Source organism: Sphingomonas sp. Leaf208, from assembly GCF_001421415.1.
GTDB lineage: Bacteria > Pseudomonadota > Alphaproteobacteria > Sphingomonadales > Sphingomonadaceae > Sphingomonas.
The window spans coordinates 383059-398675 of sequence record NZ_LMKH01000023.1 but is presented as its reverse complement, the minus strand read 5'-3'; the positions used below and the strand labels follow the sequence as shown (position 1 = coordinate 398675).

Annotated in this window: 12 protein-coding genes; 11 read left to right on the top strand and 1 reads right to left on the bottom strand. The window is 67.1% G+C overall.

Annotated features, from left to right (window positions below):
- The first annotated feature begins 65 nt into the window (after nucleotides 1–65).
- From ASE69_RS11785 to ASE69_RS11740, 10 genes are all read left to right on the top strand, one after another.
- Nucleotides 66–1247 (top strand): FtsW/RodA/SpoVE family cell cycle protein, encoded by a 1182-nt coding sequence (locus tag ASE69_RS11785; protein ID WP_056487066.1) that lies wholly within the window; start codon nucleotides 66–68, stop codon nucleotides 1245–1247.
- On the top strand, nucleotides 1244–2386 hold the full coding sequence (murG, locus tag ASE69_RS11780; RefSeq protein ID WP_056486645.1) for an undecaprenyldiphospho-muramoylpentapeptide beta-N-acetylglucosaminyltransferase: 1143 nt from the start codon (nucleotides 1244–1246) through the stop codon (nucleotides 2384–2386). The genes ASE69_RS11785 and murG overlap by 4 nt, the downstream gene beginning before the upstream one ends.
- Nucleotides 2383–3813, top strand: a complete 1431-nt coding sequence (murC, locus tag ASE69_RS11775) for a UDP-N-acetylmuramate--L-alanine ligase (protein ID WP_056486643.1) — start codon at nucleotides 2383–2385, stop codon at nucleotides 3811–3813. The genes murG and murC overlap by 4 nt, the downstream gene beginning before the upstream one ends.
- 140 nt (nucleotides 3814–3953) lie before the next feature.
- Nucleotides 3954–4922 (top strand): UDP-N-acetylmuramate dehydrogenase, encoded by a 969-nt coding sequence (gene murB / locus ASE69_RS11770; protein ID WP_235518580.1) that lies wholly within the window; start codon nucleotides 3954–3956, stop codon nucleotides 4920–4922.
- A 26-nt stretch (nucleotides 4923–4948) separates the two neighbouring features.
- Nucleotides 4949–5857, top strand: a complete 909-nt coding sequence (locus tag ASE69_RS11765; RefSeq protein WP_056486640.1) for a D-alanine--D-alanine ligase — start codon at nucleotides 4949–4951, stop codon at nucleotides 5855–5857.
- Entirely contained in the window at nucleotides 5854–6828 is a 975-nt protein-coding gene (locus ASE69_RS11760; RefSeq protein WP_056486638.1) for a cell division protein FtsQ/DivIB, read from the top strand. The genes ASE69_RS11765 and ASE69_RS11760 overlap by 4 nt, the downstream gene beginning before the upstream one ends.
- Nucleotide 6829: 1 nt before the next feature.
- Nucleotides 6830–8092, top strand: coding sequence for a cell division protein FtsA (ftsA, locus tag ASE69_RS11755; protein WP_056486636.1), 1263 nt, complete (start codon nucleotides 6830–6832; stop codon nucleotides 8090–8092).
- Between the two features lie 113 nt (nucleotides 8093–8205).
- Nucleotides 8206–9783 (top strand): cell division protein FtsZ, encoded by a 1578-nt coding sequence (ftsZ, locus tag ASE69_RS11750; RefSeq protein ID WP_056486634.1) that lies wholly within the window; start codon nucleotides 8206–8208, stop codon nucleotides 9781–9783.
- Nucleotides 9784–10017: 234 nt separating this feature from the next.
- Nucleotides 10018–12186 carry a tetratricopeptide repeat protein gene (locus ASE69_RS11745; protein ID WP_056487063.1) on the top strand — a complete coding sequence of 723 codons (2169 nt, stop codon included), beginning with the start codon at nucleotides 10018–10020 and terminating at the stop codon, nucleotides 12184–12186.
- Complete coding sequence (locus tag ASE69_RS11740; RefSeq protein ID WP_056486632.1) at nucleotides 12183–13349, top strand: deoxyguanosinetriphosphate triphosphohydrolase; 1167 nt, start codon at nucleotides 12183–12185, stop codon at nucleotides 13347–13349. The genes ASE69_RS11745 and ASE69_RS11740 overlap by 4 nt, the downstream gene beginning before the upstream one ends.
- 216 nt (nucleotides 13350–13565) lie before the next feature.
- On the opposite strand, the gene ASE69_RS11735 is transcribed toward ASE69_RS11740, so the two are convergent.
- The gene (locus ASE69_RS11735; RefSeq protein ID WP_056486630.1) at nucleotides 13566–13859 is read right to left on the bottom strand and encodes a hypothetical protein; all 294 of its coding nucleotides are present in this window, start codon (nucleotides 13857–13859) and stop codon (nucleotides 13566–13568) included.
- Between the two features lie 215 nt (nucleotides 13860–14074).
- Between ASE69_RS11735 and ASE69_RS11730 the strand changes: the two genes are divergently transcribed.
- Nucleotides 14075–15616 carry a DUF1800 domain-containing protein gene (locus ASE69_RS11730; protein WP_056486627.1) on the top strand — a complete coding sequence of 514 codons (1542 nt, stop codon included), beginning with the start codon at nucleotides 14075–14077 and terminating at the stop codon, nucleotides 15614–15616.
- Nucleotide 15617 lies beyond the last annotated feature (1 nt).

The following is a 15617-nucleotide window of genomic DNA, read 5'->3' as shown; positions in this document are numbered from 1 at the left end:
TCCGCGCTGGAAGGATCGACGTTAGGGGCGATATGGGCACACCGAAGACCAGCATCGTCGCGAAGATGAAGCGACGCGGCGGGCGTGGCGACCAGTCGCCGCTCGGCACGTGGTTCTGGGATATCGACCGGATGCTGTTGCTGCTGACGCTGTTCCTGATCGCGATCGGTCTGATTGCGGTCGCGGCGGCGTCGCCGGCGAGCGCGGTCCGCTATTCGGGCGAGCACCACAAGATCGCGCCGCTCTACTATTTCTGGCGACAGTTGATGTGGGTCGGCGTGTCGCTTCCCGTGCTGTTCGGCGTGTCGATGATGCCCGTGTCGATGGCGCGGCGGATGGCGATCGGCGGGTGCGCGCTGTTCGTGCTGATGCTGATGGTGACGCCGTTCATCGGGGTCGAGGCGAATGGCGCGCGGCGCTGGCTCGGTGTCGGCTTCGCGCAGTTCCAGCCTTCCGAGTTCCTGAAGCCTCTATTTATCGTCACGGTCGCGTGGCTGTTGTCGCTGCGCGCGAAGGATGCCGAACTGCCGACGGTGCTGATCACCGGCGCGATGACCGCGGGCGTCGCGGTGCTGCTGATGCTGCAACCCGATTTCGGCCAGACGATCATCTTCTGCTCGGTGTGGATGGCGCTGCTGATGATCGCGGGGACGCCGGCCAAGGTGATGCTCGGCCTCGTCGCGATGGCGCCGGCCGGGCTGATCGCCGCCTATGTCTTCTACGGCGTGGCGCGGTCGCGGATCGATGCGTTCCTGTTTCCGGGCATCGAGGGCGAGGGTGCAGGCGACCATTTTCAGACGAATGCGGCGCATAATACGCTGACGGCTGGTGGTTGGACCGGCACAGGTCCCGGAGCGGGTGCGGCGAAATTCGGGCTGCCCGAGGCGCATACCGACTATATCTTCTCGGTGATCGGCGAGGAATTCGGGTTGATCGCATGCTCGGTGATCGCGGTGATCTTCCTCGCGATCGTGGTGCGCGTGTTCGTCAAGCTGCTGGACGAGCAGGATGAATTCAAGCTCCTCGCCTCTGCCGGCCTCGCGACGCAGTTCGGTGCGCAGGCGCTCGTCAGCATGGCGGTGAACACCGGCCTCGCGCCGTCTAAGGGTATGACGCTGCCGTTCATCAGCTATGGCGGGTCGTCGATGATCGCGTTGTCGGTCGGCATGGGGTTGCTGCTGGCGTTTACCCGGCGCAATCCGTTTCTCACGCGGAGCCCCTATGTCGTCCGCTGGAGTGGTGAATGAGTAAGCATTACGTCCTCGCAGCCGGTGGGACCGGGGGACACATGGTCCCGGCAGCGGCGCTCGCCGCCGAACTGACCAAGCGTGGCCACCGTGTCGCGCTCGTCAGCGATGCGCGCGGCGTGCGCTTTCCAGGGTTGTTCGAGGATATCCAGACGCACGTCCTGCCAGCCGGGCGCTTTACCGGCGGGCCGCTTGGTTGGGCTCGGGCCACGCGCGAGATGTGGCGCGGGCGGGCGATGGCGCGCGAACTGTACCGGACCTTCAAGCCGGCGGCCGTGATCGGCTTCGGTGGCTATCCTGCATTGCCGGCGTTGCTGGCGGCGTTCGCGGACAAGATCCCGACTGCGGTGCATGAGCAGAACGCGGTGCTGGGGCGCGTGAACCGCTTCGTCGCGGGGCGCGTGGACGCGATCGCGACCTCGTCCGAGCCGACCGAGCGCCTCGCGCCGAAGCTGCTGGGCAAGGCGCATCTGGTCGGCAATCCGGTGCGCGAGGCCGTGCTGGCGCTGCGCTCGCGGCCGTATCCGCTGCTGGAGGAAGATGGGATTTTTCGTGTGCTCGTGACCGGCGGGAGTCAGGGGGCGAGCATCCTGTCGCAGGTGGTGCCCGATGGCCTCGCGATGCTGCCGGTGACGTTCCGGCGGCGCTTGCAGGTGACGCATCAGGCGCGGATCGAGGATATCGACGCGGTGCGTGCGAAGTACGCCGAGCATCATATTCCGGCCGAGCTGGCGACGTATCTGCCCGACATGCCAGAGCAACTGGCCTGGGCGCATCTGGTGATCGCACGCGCGGGGGCGTCGACGATTTCGGAGCTGACCGCGGCGGGGCGGCCGGCGATCCTGGTGCCGCTGCCGGGGGCGACCGACGACCACCAGACCGTGAACGCGCGCGAGATCACGCGGGCGGGCGGCGCGCGGACGATCGCGCAGGGAGATTTTACCGCAGTGGAACTGGCCAAGCAGATGCAGAAACTCGGGCTCGATCCGGCGGCGTTGCAGAATGCGGCGGGCCGCGCGCGGAGTTGCGGGCGGCCGAATGCGGCGAGCGATCTGGCGGATCTGGTCGAGAGCCTCGACGCGCCATTGTCGCGCATTCCGGTCGGCGCGCCCTCGAAGCCCAAGGCGCAGTTCGCATGAAGGGCGTCGCAACGGACATCGGCACGATCCACTTCGTCGGCATCGGCGGGATCGGCATGTCGGGCATCGCCGAGGTGATGAAGAACCTCGGCTACCGCGTGCAGGGGTCGGACGTGGCCGAGGGCTATGTCGTGCAGGGCTTGCGCGACAAGGGCATTCCGGTGGCGATCGGTCATGCTGCGTCGAACATCGGCGACGCCGCCGTCGTGGTCGTGTCGACCGCGATCGTGCGCTCGAACCCGGAGGTCGAGGCGGCGCTCAATGCCCGCGTGCCGGTGGTGCGGCGTGCGGAAATGCTGGCGGAACTGATGCGGTTGAAGTCGACCGTCGCGGTCGCGGGCACGCATGGGAAGACCACGACGACGTCGATGGTGGCCGCACTGCTCGATGCTGGCGGGGTCGATCCGACGGTCATCAATGGCGGGATCATCAACTCGTACGGCTCGAACGCACGACTGGGCGCGAGCGACTGGATGGTGGTCGAGGCGGACGAGAGCGACGGTAGTTTCCTGCGGCTCGATGGTACGATCGCGGTGGTGACTAACATCGATCCCGAGCATCTCGATCATTACGGCTCGTTCGATGCGGTCAAGGATGCGTTCGTCGAGTTCGTCGAGAACGTGCCGTTCTATGGCGCGGCGCTGCTGTGTCTCGATCATCCGGAGGTGCAGGGGATCCTGCCGCGGGTGCGCGATCGTCGCGTGGTGACGTACGGCTTCTCCGCGCAGGCTGATGTGCGCGGGGTGGAGGTTACGCCGATCCCAGGCGGCAACCGCTTCGATTGCGTGGTGCGCGAGCGGGATGGCGCGACGCGGACGATCGTGGGAATCGAGATGCCGATGCCGGGTCGGCACAACGTCCAGAATGCGCTGGCGGCGATCGGCGTGGCGCTGGAGCTGGGGATCGCGGATGCGACGATCCAGCACGGGTTCGCCAAGTTCGGTGGGGTGAAGCGGCGGTTTACCAAGGTCGGTGAAGTGGCCATCGATGCTGGGAGCGTCACGATCATCGACGACTACGGCCATCACCCGGTCGAGATCCGGGCGGTGCTGGCCGCAGCGCGCGAGGGTGTGAAGGGTCGCGTGATCGCGGTTGTCCAGCCGCATCGCTATTCGCGCTTGGGCGGTCTGATGGAGGATTTCCAGACGGCCTTCAACGACGCGGATCGGGTGTTGGTGACGCCGGTCTATGCCGCGGGCGAGGCGCCCGTGGAGGGCGTCGATGCGGCGGCTTTGGTCGAGGGGCTCAAGCGGCGCGGGCACCGGTTTGCGGGTGTGGTCGCTGATGCGGATGCGCTGGCGGTGGAACTGGCGGCGACGATCGAGGCTGACGACATGGTCGTTTGCCTCGGGGCCGGCGACATCACGAAGTGGGCTGCCGGTCTCGCCGATGCGATCGCCGCTGAGCGCGCTAAGGTGCTGGCGTGAGTGGCGCGTCGCAAATCTTCCCCGGTACGGGGAGGGGGACCATGCAGGGCATGGTGGAGGGGGGCGTCCACGAGCGTAACGCTTCTGGCAGCGCCCCCTCCACCGCCTTTGGCGGTCCCCCTCCCCGTGCCGGGGAGGATTTGCGTGGTACTCTGACGGCTAATGGCAGTCTGGCGGACTTTATCTGGTTTCGTACCGGTGGCCCGGCGGAGTGGCTGGTGCGGCCTTTGGATGTCGAGGATCTCGCGGGGTTGCTGAAGGCTCTCGATCCTTCGACGCCGGTGCTGCCGGTCGGGGTCGGCTCGAACCTGATCGTACGCGACGGTGGTGTGCCGGGGGTCGTTGTGCGGCTTCCCAAGGCTATGGCGAAGGTTTCGGTTGAGGACGGGCATGTTCGGGCGGGAGCAGGGGCGATGGGGATTACCGTTGCCAGCGCCGCGCGCGATGCGGGGATTGCCGGGCTTGAGTTCTTGCGTGGAATTCCGGGAACAGTCGGCGGTGCGGTTCGGATGAACGCTGGCGCTTACGGTCGCGATGTCAGCGATGTTCTGGTGGAGGCTACCGTGGTTACGCGGGAGGGTTCGGTGGAAGTCTGGTCCGCCGAGAAACTCGGGTTCACCTATCGTCACTCGGACCTGCCCGCGGGCGCCGTCGTGGTCGAAGCGGTGTTCTCCGGCACGCCCGGCGAGCCAGCTGTGATCGGTGCGGAGATGGACCGGATTGCCGCCGAGCGTGAGGCGTCTCAGCCGCTCCGCTCGCGCACCGGTGGGTCGACGTTCAAGAATCCCGAGGGGCACAAGGCTTGGGCGTTGATCGACGCGGCCGGGTGTCGGGGGCTGACTCGCGGTGATGCGCAGGTCAGTGAGAAGCATTGCAATTTCCTGCTGAACCTCGGGTCCGCGTCGAGTGCGGAGATCGAGGCACTGGGTGAAGAGGTACGCGACAAGGTGAAAGCGCATTCGGGGGTGACGTTGGAATGGGAAATCCAGCGGGTTGGTGAGTACCTCCCCTCCCGCTTGCGGGAGGGGTCAGGGGAGGGCGGTCCAAATACTGGCGTCTCGCATCAACCCCTCCCCCGACCCCTCCCGCAGGCGGGAGGGGAGCAGTGAGCGCGCCTCTTCACATCGCAGTCCTCATGGGCGGCTGGTCGGCGGAGCGTGAGGTTTCGCTGATGTCGGGTAACGGCTGTGCCGACGCGCTTGAGTCGCTCGGCCACCGGGTTACGCGGATTGATATGGGGCGGGATGTTGCTGCCAAGCTCGCCGATGCCGAGCCTGACCTGGTGTTTAACGCGCTCCACGGCACCCCCGGCGAGGACGGTTCGGTGCAGGGGCTGCTCGACCTGATGGGCCTGCGGTATACGCATTCCGGGCTTGCGACGTCGGTCATCGCGATCGACAAGGTGCTGACCAAGCTACTGCTCGTTCCCGCGGGCGTGCCGATGCCGGGTGGGCGGATCGTCAAGTCGGCGGACTTGTTCGAGAGCGATCCGATGGCGCGGCCTTATGTTTTGAAGCCGGTCAACGAGGGTTCGTCGGTCGGGGTGGCGATCGTCACGGACAGCGGGAATTACGGCAATCCGATCGCGCGCGATAGCGTCGGGCCTTGGGGCGAGTTCGAGGAATTGCTCGCCGAGCCGTACATCCGTGGGCGCGAGCTGACGACCGCGGTGCTTGGCGGCAAGGCGCTTGGGGTGACCGAGTTGAAGCCTAAGAGTGGTTGGTACGATTACGACGCGAAATACACCGACGGGATGACGGTCCACGTCTGCCCGGCGGAGATCCCCGACGAGATCACCGATGCGTGCAAGAGCCTCGCGCTCGAAGCGCACCGCTTGCTCGGCTGCAAGGGCGCGTCGCGGTCGGATTTCCGCTGGGATGACGAACGCGGCGTCGACGGGCTGTTCCTGCTCGAGGTGAACACGCAGCCGGGGATGACTCCGCTGAGCCTCGTGCCCGAACAGGCACGGCACATCGGCATGAGCTATGCCGAGCTGGTCCAGGCGATCGTCGACGAGGCGCTTCAGGACCATCCTTCTCCATGAGCCGCACGATCAAGCGCGGTCCGCCGCCCAAGCGGCCCGCCCCGCGCCGGAAGGTCGCGGTCAAGAAGGTGTCGGTGATGGACCGGCTGGTCGGGATGCTCCCGGTCAGCGAGGACACGCTTCGGAAAATCGCGACGTGGTCGATCCTCGGCGCGGGCGGTGCAGTCGCGATCGCGGCGGCGACGTGGGTCGGCATTCCCGGCATGATCGGCGCGGCGGTGGCCGAGGGTGCCGGGCGCGCTGGCTTCAAGGTCGAGCAGATCGAGGTCACCGGTCTCAAACGGATGGACCGGATGTCGGTCTATGCGGTCGCGCTGGAGGACAAGCAGAACCAGACGTCGATGCTGTCGGTCGACCTGGAGGCGGTGCGGCAGAAACTGCTGCGCTATGGCTGGATCGCGGACGCTCATGTGTCGCGGCGGCTGCCCAACACGATGCTGGTCGATATCGTCGAGCGGACTCCCGCCGCGGTGTGGCAGGACAATGGGCAGCTGACGCTGATCGATTCGTCGGGCGTGCTGCTGGAGCCGGTCCAGCCGGATGCGATCCCGAATTTGCCGCTGGTGATCGGGCCCGGTGCGGATCGGCAGGAGGCGTCGTACCAGACGCTGCTCGCCGCCGCGCCTGCGCTCAAGCCGCGCGTGAAGGCGGCGACCTGGGTCGGCAATCGCCGCTGGGACCTGACGTTCGAGAGCGGCGAGACGTTGGCGCTGCCCGAAGACGGTGCGCCGCGCGCGCTGGTGAAGTTCGCCGAGCTGGATGGCGCGCGGCCGCTGCTCGGGCGCGGCTGGATCCGGTTCGACATGCGCGATCCGACCAAGCTGGTCGCGCGCAAGCCGGGTGCGAGCCTGGCGCACAGCGTCGACGTGCCGGCACCAGCCAGCGCGGGGGCGAGCGTGCCGGCAACAGGCGAAACTACGACTAATCCGTCGCAAACGGCGGGCGCGAACGTAACGGGCGGGGAGGGATGACATGGCGAAGGTGGCACCGGAAGGGCTGATCACGGCGCTCGATATCGGGTCGTCGAAGGTTTCGGCGATGATCGCGCAGAAGGGGGACGGGGGCGAGCTGATCGTGCTCGGCACCGGCCAGCGCGAGAGCCGCGGCGTCAAGCGCGGCTATATCGCCGATATGGCAACGACCGAGGCGGCAGTGCGCGAGGCGGTCGAGCAGGCCGAGCGGATCGCGGGCATCAACATCGAGAACGTCTGGGTCGGGTTCTCGGCCGGCGGGCTCGTGTCCGACGTCGCCGAGGTCGAGTTCGAGCTTGGCGGCCACCGCGTCGAGCAGCAGGATATCGATGCGTTGCTCGCCGCCGGGCGCAACTCGATCGATCCGCAGGGCCGCATGGTGCTGCACGCGCAACCGGCGCTTTATACGCTCGATGGGCTGACGGGCGTGAAGACGCCGCTCGGTCTGCATGCCGATCGGCTTGGCGTGCATATCCATGTCGTCGCCGCTGATGGTTCGCCGGTACGCAACCTCGATCTGTGCGTGCGGTCGGCGCATCTCGAAGTGAAGTCGATCATTGCCTCGCCGGTCGCGACGGGGCTCGCCTGTCTCAGCGACGAGGAGCGCGAGCTTGGCGTCGCTTTGGTCGAGATGGGGGCGGGGATCACCAACGTGTCGCTGTTCGCGGGGGGCATGCTGGTCGGGCTGACCTCGATCCCGATCGGCGCGCAGGACATTACGGATGATATCGCCAGCGCGTTCGGGACGCGGCGGCAGAATGCCGAGCGGATGAAGTGCTTCCACGGCTCGGCCAACGCCAGCCCCCGCGATAATCACGACATGATCCCGGTCATGCCGATCTCCGCCGAGGACGGCGCGGGCGAGGGGGCTCAGATCACCAAGGCGCAGCTGATCGGCGTGATCCGCCAGCGGCTCGAGCATCAGATGTGTGAGGTGCGCAACGCACTCACCAAGCTGAAGTTCGAGGGGCCGGTCGGGCGTCAGGTCGTGCTGACCGGCGGCGGGGCCGAGCTGAAGGGCATCGCCGACTATGCGCAACAGGCGCTCGGGCGGTCGGTGCGGATCGGTCGACCGCGTGGTCTGACCGCGCTGCCGGAAGCGCATGGCGGACCGGCGTTCGCGACGCTAGCGGGGTTGGCCTTCTACGCGGCGACCAACCCGATCGATCTTCGCGGGCTCGCGCCGCAGCGGACGACGGTGCATCGGCCAAAGGGTATGGGCATGATGCGCAAGTTGATTCAGGCGGCACGCGCGAATTATTAAGAGTTTCGAGGGCGCTGGCGTTATTTCGGCTGGAACAGGCCGTGACGTTGGTGCACACAGATTAATCAGGGGCCCGGCCGTAGCGTATCTACCGGGTTGTGCGGAGAACGGCGATGAGCATCGAATTCCTTAGTCCCGAAGTGGACGATCTGGCCCCCCGCATCGCGGTGATCGGCGTCGGCGGCGCGGGCGGCAACGCGATCGCCAACATGATGCGGGCCGACGTCCAGGGCGTCGACTTCCTCGTGGCGAACACCGACGCGCAGGCGTTGAAGCAGTCGACCGCGCCGCAGCGGATCCAGCTCGGCACCAAGATCACGCAGGGTCTCGGCGCCGGCTCGCGTCCCGAGATCGGTCGCGCGGCCGCCGAAGAGACGATCGACCAGCTCGCCAAGATGCTCGAAGGCGCGCACATGTGCTTCATCACCGCCGGCATGGGCGGCGGCACGGGCACGGGCGCAGCGCCGGTCATCGCCAAGGCGGCGCGCGACATGGGCATTCTGACCGTCGGTGTCGTGACCAAGCCGTTCGCGTTCGAGGGCAACCGTCGCGCCAAGTCAGCCGAGGGCGGCATCGACGAGCTGCAGAAGTACGTCGACACGCTGATCGTCATCCCGAACCAGAATCTGTTCCTCATCGCCAACGCGAACACGACCTTCAAGGAAGCGTTCACGATGGCGGACGAGGTGCTCCAGCAGGGCGTCCGCAGCATCACCGACCTGATGGTGATGCCGGGCCTCATCAACCTCGATTTCGCCGACGTCCGCTCGGTGATGCAGGAGATGGGCAAGGCGATGATGGGCACCGGCGAGGCAAGCGGCGACAACCGCGCGCTCGAGGCTGCGCAGAAGGCGATCTCGAACCCGCTGCTCGAAGGCGTCAGCATGCGCGGTGCGAAGGGCGTCATCATCTCGATCACCGGCGGCGACGACATGCGCCTGCTCGAAGTCGATGAAGCCGCGAATCACATCCGCGACCTGGTCGATCCCGATGCGAACATCATCTGGGGTTCGGCATTCAACCAGGAGCTCGAAGGCAAGATCCGCGTCTCGGTCGTCGCGACCGGGATCGACGCCGATGCGCGTCCGCCGGAAGTTGCACCCGAGCCGACCCGCTCGTTCAGCTTCGGATCGCGCAAGACGGACGAGAATACGTCGTTCCGTCCGAGCGAGCCTGCCGCGTCTTCGGCTGCGCCTGCTGCGTCGTCCGCCGACGAAGAGCCGCTCGATCTGAACGCTTCGTCGGAAGTCGAGCCATCGGCGTCGAAGTCGGATGACGAGCTGGTGCTCGGTGCCGAGACGATGGTGCCGCAGGCCGCACCTGCACCGGTTGTTCCTGCACCGCAGCCTGCGCCCGCGCCGCGCACCTATGGCGAAGAGCCTTACGGTCGCGGTCCGATCGCGCGTCCGGCTTCGGCATCGTCGGTGACGCCCGCTCGCGCGCCGATCGCGCCGGCTGTTCCGGTGCCGACGCCGGCTGCGGACGAAGGTGGTGCACGTCGTCGCTGGCTCGCTCCGGGTGCCGAGGCTGCCCCCGAGGCGGTTCCGGCCGCACCGCGCGTGAAGCTCGGCGGTACGCTGTTCGAGCGCATGTCGAACGCGGCACGTGGCGCAGCGAAGGAAGACGGCGAAGCGGCCCCTCAGGACCCGCTCGACATCCCCCGCTTCCTGCACCGGCAGAACAACCAGTAAGTCGGAAACATCTCGACTTATCAATATCTTGCACGATCCAGCCCTGACCTCCCCTCTCCCGTTGGGAGAGGGGGAGACGCCAGAGGCGACGATGAGTGAGGGCATGTCGAGCAGGGCTTTCGCGCTTGCGTACGCAAAACCCTGCATTCGTCGCCGCCCCAGCCCAGTTCGCCGCGCGTATGCGTGCAAGACATTGCCGGTTCGGTCGGGCTGGCGTCTAGACAGTTGAACCTCATGACCCGGTCCTCCCATCATCTCCTGACCGCCGCGCTGGCCCTCGTGCTCGCGGCCGTGCCAGCCGCCGCGTCCGCGCAAGCCGTCGTGCAGGCGATCCCCGGCACTACCGACGCGGACAAGCTCGGCGACGTGATGCGCCAGCTTGCCAGCAACCCCCGCAACATCGACGCGCTGATCAAGGCGGGCGATCTTTCGATGGGCCTGGGCGATCTTAGCGGTGCCGCGGCATTGTTTGCGCGCGCGGAAAAGGTGAACCCGCGCGATGGTCGGGCGAAGGCGGGGATGGCGTCGATCCTCGTCCGGTCTGAGCGTCCCGGCGAAGCGCTGCGTTATTATGCGCAGGCGGAAGGTCTCGGCCTCGATCCGCGCAACTTCGCCGCCGACCGCGGGCTAGCTTACGACCTGATCGGCCAGCAGGATCGGGCACAACGCGATTACCGCGTGGCCCTCCGCGATGCACCTGACGACGAGACGATCAGGCGTTACGCGCTGTCGCTCGGCATCTCAGGAAAGCCCGATCTCGCGATCCAGCAACTCAACCCGCTCCTGCTCAAGAGCGATCGTGGCGCATGGCGATCGCGCGCGTTCATCCTCGCGATGAACGGCGACGTCGCCGGCGCCGAGAAGATCGCCACCACGATGATGCCCTCGGGCACCGCGCAAGGCCTGCAACCCTTCTTCCAGCGCCTGCCGAACCTGCCGGCAAGCGACCGCGCTTTCGCAGTCCATTTCGGCGAAGTCCATGCGACGCCCGCCCGCCTCGCGGATGCACGGATGGCGCCACCGTTGGGCATTCTAGCCGCAGATCCGACCGCGCCGGTAATGATGGCAGCCGTAACGCCGCAACCCACAGTCGCTGCGACAACCGGCAAGAAGGACAAGCGCGATCGCCGATCGAGCCGCGACCGTGTCCAGATGGCCGCGGTGACTCGACCGTCGTCAACACCAGTACCCGTGACGACGTCGGCACCGGTCCCGCCGACGACCACCGCACCACGTACGCTCACCACGGTTCCGGCTCGGACCCCGTACACTGCCCCCGTCCAGCTCGCAGCAGCGCCGATGCAGACGGTGCAGCCGCTCTCGGCGCGTACCGTTCAGCCTTCGCAACCAAGCTATTCGTCGCCGAACGTTGCGGTTCAGCGCACTCGTACCAATCCGGCTGCGGAAACGAACTCGGTAGTCTCGGCCACTATCCAGCCGAGCCCATCGTCTGTCGCTCGTACCGTCCCGGCGCCATCGACGACGGGTACGCTTCCGCAGAGCGTAGCCACGCAGATGGCGGCCATCCCGGTGGGGCAGGCGCGAACCGATCCGACCCGCGCGGCAAATGCGCTCGCGGCCTCGGCAGCGGCGGCGCCATCGGTTTCGCCGCTACCGACTCCGATACAGCAGGCGCCCGTTCAGCAGGTCGCCCCAACGCAGAGCGCGAGCGCCGAGACGCCGACGCCCGGCTTCACCAGTTCGTCGACGCCCGGACCGGCAGCCGCCACATCGTCGCCGCGCACCCACGCGGTGGCAGCGAGCGAGGACTCGATCCTCGCACGGATCGTCGCGGGCCTGTCGATCCCCGCGTCCGAGCTCGACGTCGCGCCGATGCATCCCGCGCCGGTCGTGACCCCCGCCGCCATCCCCGTCCCGGATGATTCCGAGCGCGTACTCGCCGAGGCGAAGGCAAAGACCGAACGCGACGCAGCGGCCAAGGCAGTCGCTGCCAAGACGCTGGCTGCGGACAAGCTCGCCGCCGACAAGAAAACTGCGCTCGACAAGAAAGCCGCAGCGAAAAAGGCGATTGCCGACAAGAAGGCGCTGGCCGACAAAAAGGCTGCCGCCGCCGAGAAGCTCGCCGCCGACAAGGCTGCAGCTGAAGAGAAGCGGATCGCGCGTGCCAATCCCGCGCGGACCTGGGTGCAGGTGTCGACCGGCGCGACCGAGGGCGATCTGCCCAAGGCGTGGAAGAAGGCGAAGGCCAAGGCTCCGACCGTGTTCGGCGCTCGCGGCGGCTGGACCGCACCGTGGAAGGCGACCAACCGCGTGCTCGCCGGCCCGTTCAAGACCGATGCCGAGGCACGCACGTTCGTCAATCAGCTCGCCAAGGAAGGCGTCCCGACGTTCACCTTCACCAGCGATCCGGGCGAAATCATCACGAAGCTGCCGGCCAAGTGAGCTACCGTGCGCCCTGGGCATCGGACCCGGCGCGCAGCAAAGGACGGCTTCACGAGGAACAGAACGGGTCCGTCCGTGGCCCCCGCGATGCTTTCCAGCGCGACCGCGACCGGATCATCCACTCGATCAGCTTCCGTCGCCTGCGCCACAAGACCCAGGTGTTCATGGCCCCCGACGGCGATCACTTTCGCGTCCGCCTGACGCACAGCCTCGAGGTCGCGCAGATCGGCCGGACGATCGCGCGGACCTTGGCGCTGAACGAGGACCTCACCGAGGCGCTGTGTCTCGCACACGATATCGGCCATCCGCCGTTCGGCCATGCCGGTGAGGATGCGCTGAAGGCGGCGCTTACTGGCCAAGGTGGCTTCGATCACAACGGCCACACGCTGCGCACGTTGATGACGATCGAGCGGCCTTACCCGTTGTGGAATGGGCTGAACCTGACCTGGGAAACGCTCGAAGGCCTCGCCAAGCACAACGGCCCAGTGCGGCATCCGGGCTGGGCGCTGGCGACGGCGGACGCGAAATACCCACTCGCTCTGACCAGTTTCTCGAGCCTCGAAGCGCAGGTCGCAGCGATCGCCGACGATATCGCTTACGACAATCACGACATCGACGACGGCCTGCGCGCCGGGCTGCTGACGCTCGACCAGATGCTCGCGGTGCCGCTGGTGGCGCGCGGCTGGGACGATGTGCGCCGCCGCTTTCCCGATATCGAGCCGAAGCGCCTGGTCGGCGAGCTCGTCCGCACGCAGATCGGGACGATGGTCAACGACCTGATCGCCGAGACGCGTCAGCGGATCGCGGCGAGCGGCGTCACCAGCGTCGACGACGTCCGCGATGCGGGCCAGTGCCTGGTCGGCTTCTCGCCCGAGATGCGCGAGGCGGAGCGCGACCTGAAGCGCTTCATGTACGCCAACCTCTATCACCACCCGCGCCAGCTCGCGGCGGCGGATGCGGCGCACGGAATCGTGTCCGGCCTGTTCGCGGTCTATCATGACGACCCGCTGACGATCCCCGAGGAATGGCGCGAGCGGCTGCCGACCGAGGATCCCGACCGCAGCCGTCACATCGCCGACTTTATCGCCGGGATGACGGACCGGTACGCGGTGTCACGCTACCGTGACTTGGTCGGCCCGATCGACCTGCCCGAAGGATTCTGACTTCTGCTCCCCTTCCTGGAAGGGAGGGGCTGGGGGCGGGTCGGCTAGCTTTTGCCGCGTCCGTTCCGCGCTACGGAAGCCGACCCACCCCCAACCCCTCCCTTTCAGGGAGGGGAGTCAAAGGTGCGCAAGTTCATTCAAACAGGAACCTTAAACGCAAAACGGCGGCCGGACCGAAGCCCGGCCGCCGTCATGCCGTCCTACGATAAACTCAGCTCAACGCGTAACCGAAGCGATGCCGCCAGCCGCGCCATTGGCTTCGTTGGTCTTGAACGCGACCGGGACGCCGGCCGAGACACCCGATACGCGGTCGCCGCGAACGATCAGGTGGAACTTCTGGCCCGACGGATAGCGACGGCCATCGATGACCTGGCGGCCATGGTCCTGCGTCGAGGTATAGACGTAGGTGCTGCCCTCATGGACGAAGCTCTGCTTGCCGTCGGCGGCCATGCCGATCGTCGAGGTAAGGGCGGCCGCTGCTGCTGCGATGATCTTGATGGTCGTGCGCATGATCGTGTCTCCCGAAGTGCGTCGAGCCGGACCAGGTGTTTACCCAACTCTCAAGCCAGAGAAATATTGCGGTGCAGCATGAGTTGCAATTGCAAACCGATCCGTCGCGATTGCATCAACTGCAACGATGAACGGCCCCTGCATGCGACCAGCGCGGCGGGTGACATACTTCCACGACAATTGTCGCGTACACTCGAACGCGAAGGAGAAATGTCGTGTCTGCTTCCAGTATCGCGCTCAATCGGTTCGGCCTCGGCGCAAGGCCGGGTGATGCTATCGTCGGCGATCCGGCGAAGTGGGTGTTGGCGCAGTGCGAACGGTTCGAGGCACGGCCGCCCGTCATCGCGAGCGCGCCGGCCACGGCGGGCATTTCGACAGGTCTCGTCGCCTATTACGCACAGGAAAAGGCGATCAGGGCGCAATTCGGCCCGCGCACGGCGAAAGCCGCGCTCGGCATGAACGGGAAACCCGCGGTTGCCGTGCCAACGATGTCCGGCGCGATGAGCCCCGCACCCGTGTCGCCGGGCGTTGCACCCTCCGGCATGGCTCAGGCCCCCATGGCGCCGGGGGCGATCGATCCAGGCGCGGCCGCACGACAGGAAGCGCGACAAGTCATCGGCAAGCAGAGTCGCAACGATTACGGCACGGCGGTCGCGGCGCGGACGATGGCCGCGCTCACCGGCGAGGCACCGTTCGTCGAGCGCCTCGTGCATTTCTGGGCGAATCATTTCGCGGTCTCGACCGAGAAGTTCGAGGTGATGGCGCTCGCCGGGCCGATGGAGTTCGAGGCGATCCGCCCGCATGTGCTCGGCACGTTCGCCGACATGCTGAACGCGGTCGAGCGGCATCCGGCGATGCTGCTGTATCTCGACCAGGCGGTGTCGATCGGCCCGGACAGTCCGTTCGCGGTGCGGAAGACCCGGCGCCGCACCGGGCTGAACGAGAATTTCGCGCGCGAGATCATGGAGTTGCACACGCTCGGCGTCCGCAGCGGCTACATCCAGGCCGACGTCACCGAGTTCGCGCGGGCGATGACCGGCTGGACGGTCGCAGGCATCGGCCGCGGTCCCGGTGCGCGCATCCAGGACGATTCGCGCGCGGGCGCGTTCCTGTTCCTCGACGACGTTCATCAGCCCGGCGATCGCACCGTGATGGGCAAGCTCTATCCCGCGGCGGGGGAGGCGCAGGCACAGGCGGTGCTCTCCGATCTTGCCGTCCACCCAGCGACCGCGACGCATATCGCGACCAAGCTCGCGCGCCATTTTGCCGGCGATACGCCGCCGCCCGCGATGGTCGCGCGGCTGAAAACGGCGTTCCTGAAATCGGGCGGCGACCTGCCGACGGTGTACCGCGCGCTGGTTGCGTCGCCCGAGGCTTGGGTGGCGCAACCCGTGAAGTTCAAGTCGCCCTGGGAATGGTATGTCTCGACCCAGCGTGCGCTCGGTACGACGACGGTCCAGCCCGGCGTGACGGTGGGGATGATGAACCAGCTTGGCCAGCCGATCTGGCAGCCGGGGCAGCCGATCGGGTATGACGACGTCGCCGCGGCCTGGGCCGGACCCGACGCGATCATGCGACGTGTCGAGGCGGCGGAGCGGTTCGCGGCACGCGCTGGGCCAGTCGATGCGCGGGCGTTGGCGCCGACCCTGTTCCCCGCATCGCTTAGCCCCACCACCGCGCAGGGGCTGTCAAGCGCGGAGAGCCCGGCACAGGCGCTCGCGCTGCTGCTCGTCGCCCCCGAATCGCTGCGGAGATAGT

What these genes read in the sequence shown, in the direction of transcription:
- ASE69_RS11785 (WP_056487066.1), top strand. Translation starts at nt 66, where the DNA reads ATGAAGCGACGCGGCGGGCGTGGCGACCAGTCGCCGCTCGGCACGTGG.
- murG (WP_056486645.1), top strand. Translation starts at nt 1,244, where the DNA reads ATGAGTAAGCATTACGTCCTCGCAGCCGGTGGGACCGGGGGACACATG.
- murC (WP_056486643.1), top strand. Translation starts at nt 2,383, where the DNA reads ATGAAGGGCGTCGCAACGGACATCGGCACGATCCACTTCGTCGGCATC.
- ASE69_RS11765 (WP_056486640.1), top strand. Translation starts at nt 4,949, where the DNA reads ATGGGCGGCTGGTCGGCGGAGCGTGAGGTTTCGCTGATGTCGGGTAAC.
- ASE69_RS11760 (WP_056486638.1), top strand. Translation starts at nt 5,854, where the DNA reads ATGAGCCGCACGATCAAGCGCGGTCCGCCGCCCAAGCGGCCCGCCCCG.
- ftsA (WP_056486636.1), top strand. Translation starts at nt 6,830, where the DNA reads ATGGCGAAGGTGGCACCGGAAGGGCTGATCACGGCGCTCGATATCGGG.
- ftsZ (WP_056486634.1), top strand. Translation starts at nt 8,206, where the DNA reads ATGAGCATCGAATTCCTTAGTCCCGAAGTGGACGATCTGGCCCCCCGC.
- ASE69_RS11745 (WP_056487063.1), top strand. Translation starts at nt 10,018, where the DNA reads ATGACCCGGTCCTCCCATCATCTCCTGACCGCCGCGCTGGCCCTCGTG.
- ASE69_RS11735 (WP_056486630.1), bottom strand. Translation starts at nt 13,859, where the DNA reads ATGCGCACGACCATCAAGATCATCGCAGCAGCAGCGGCCGCCCTTACC.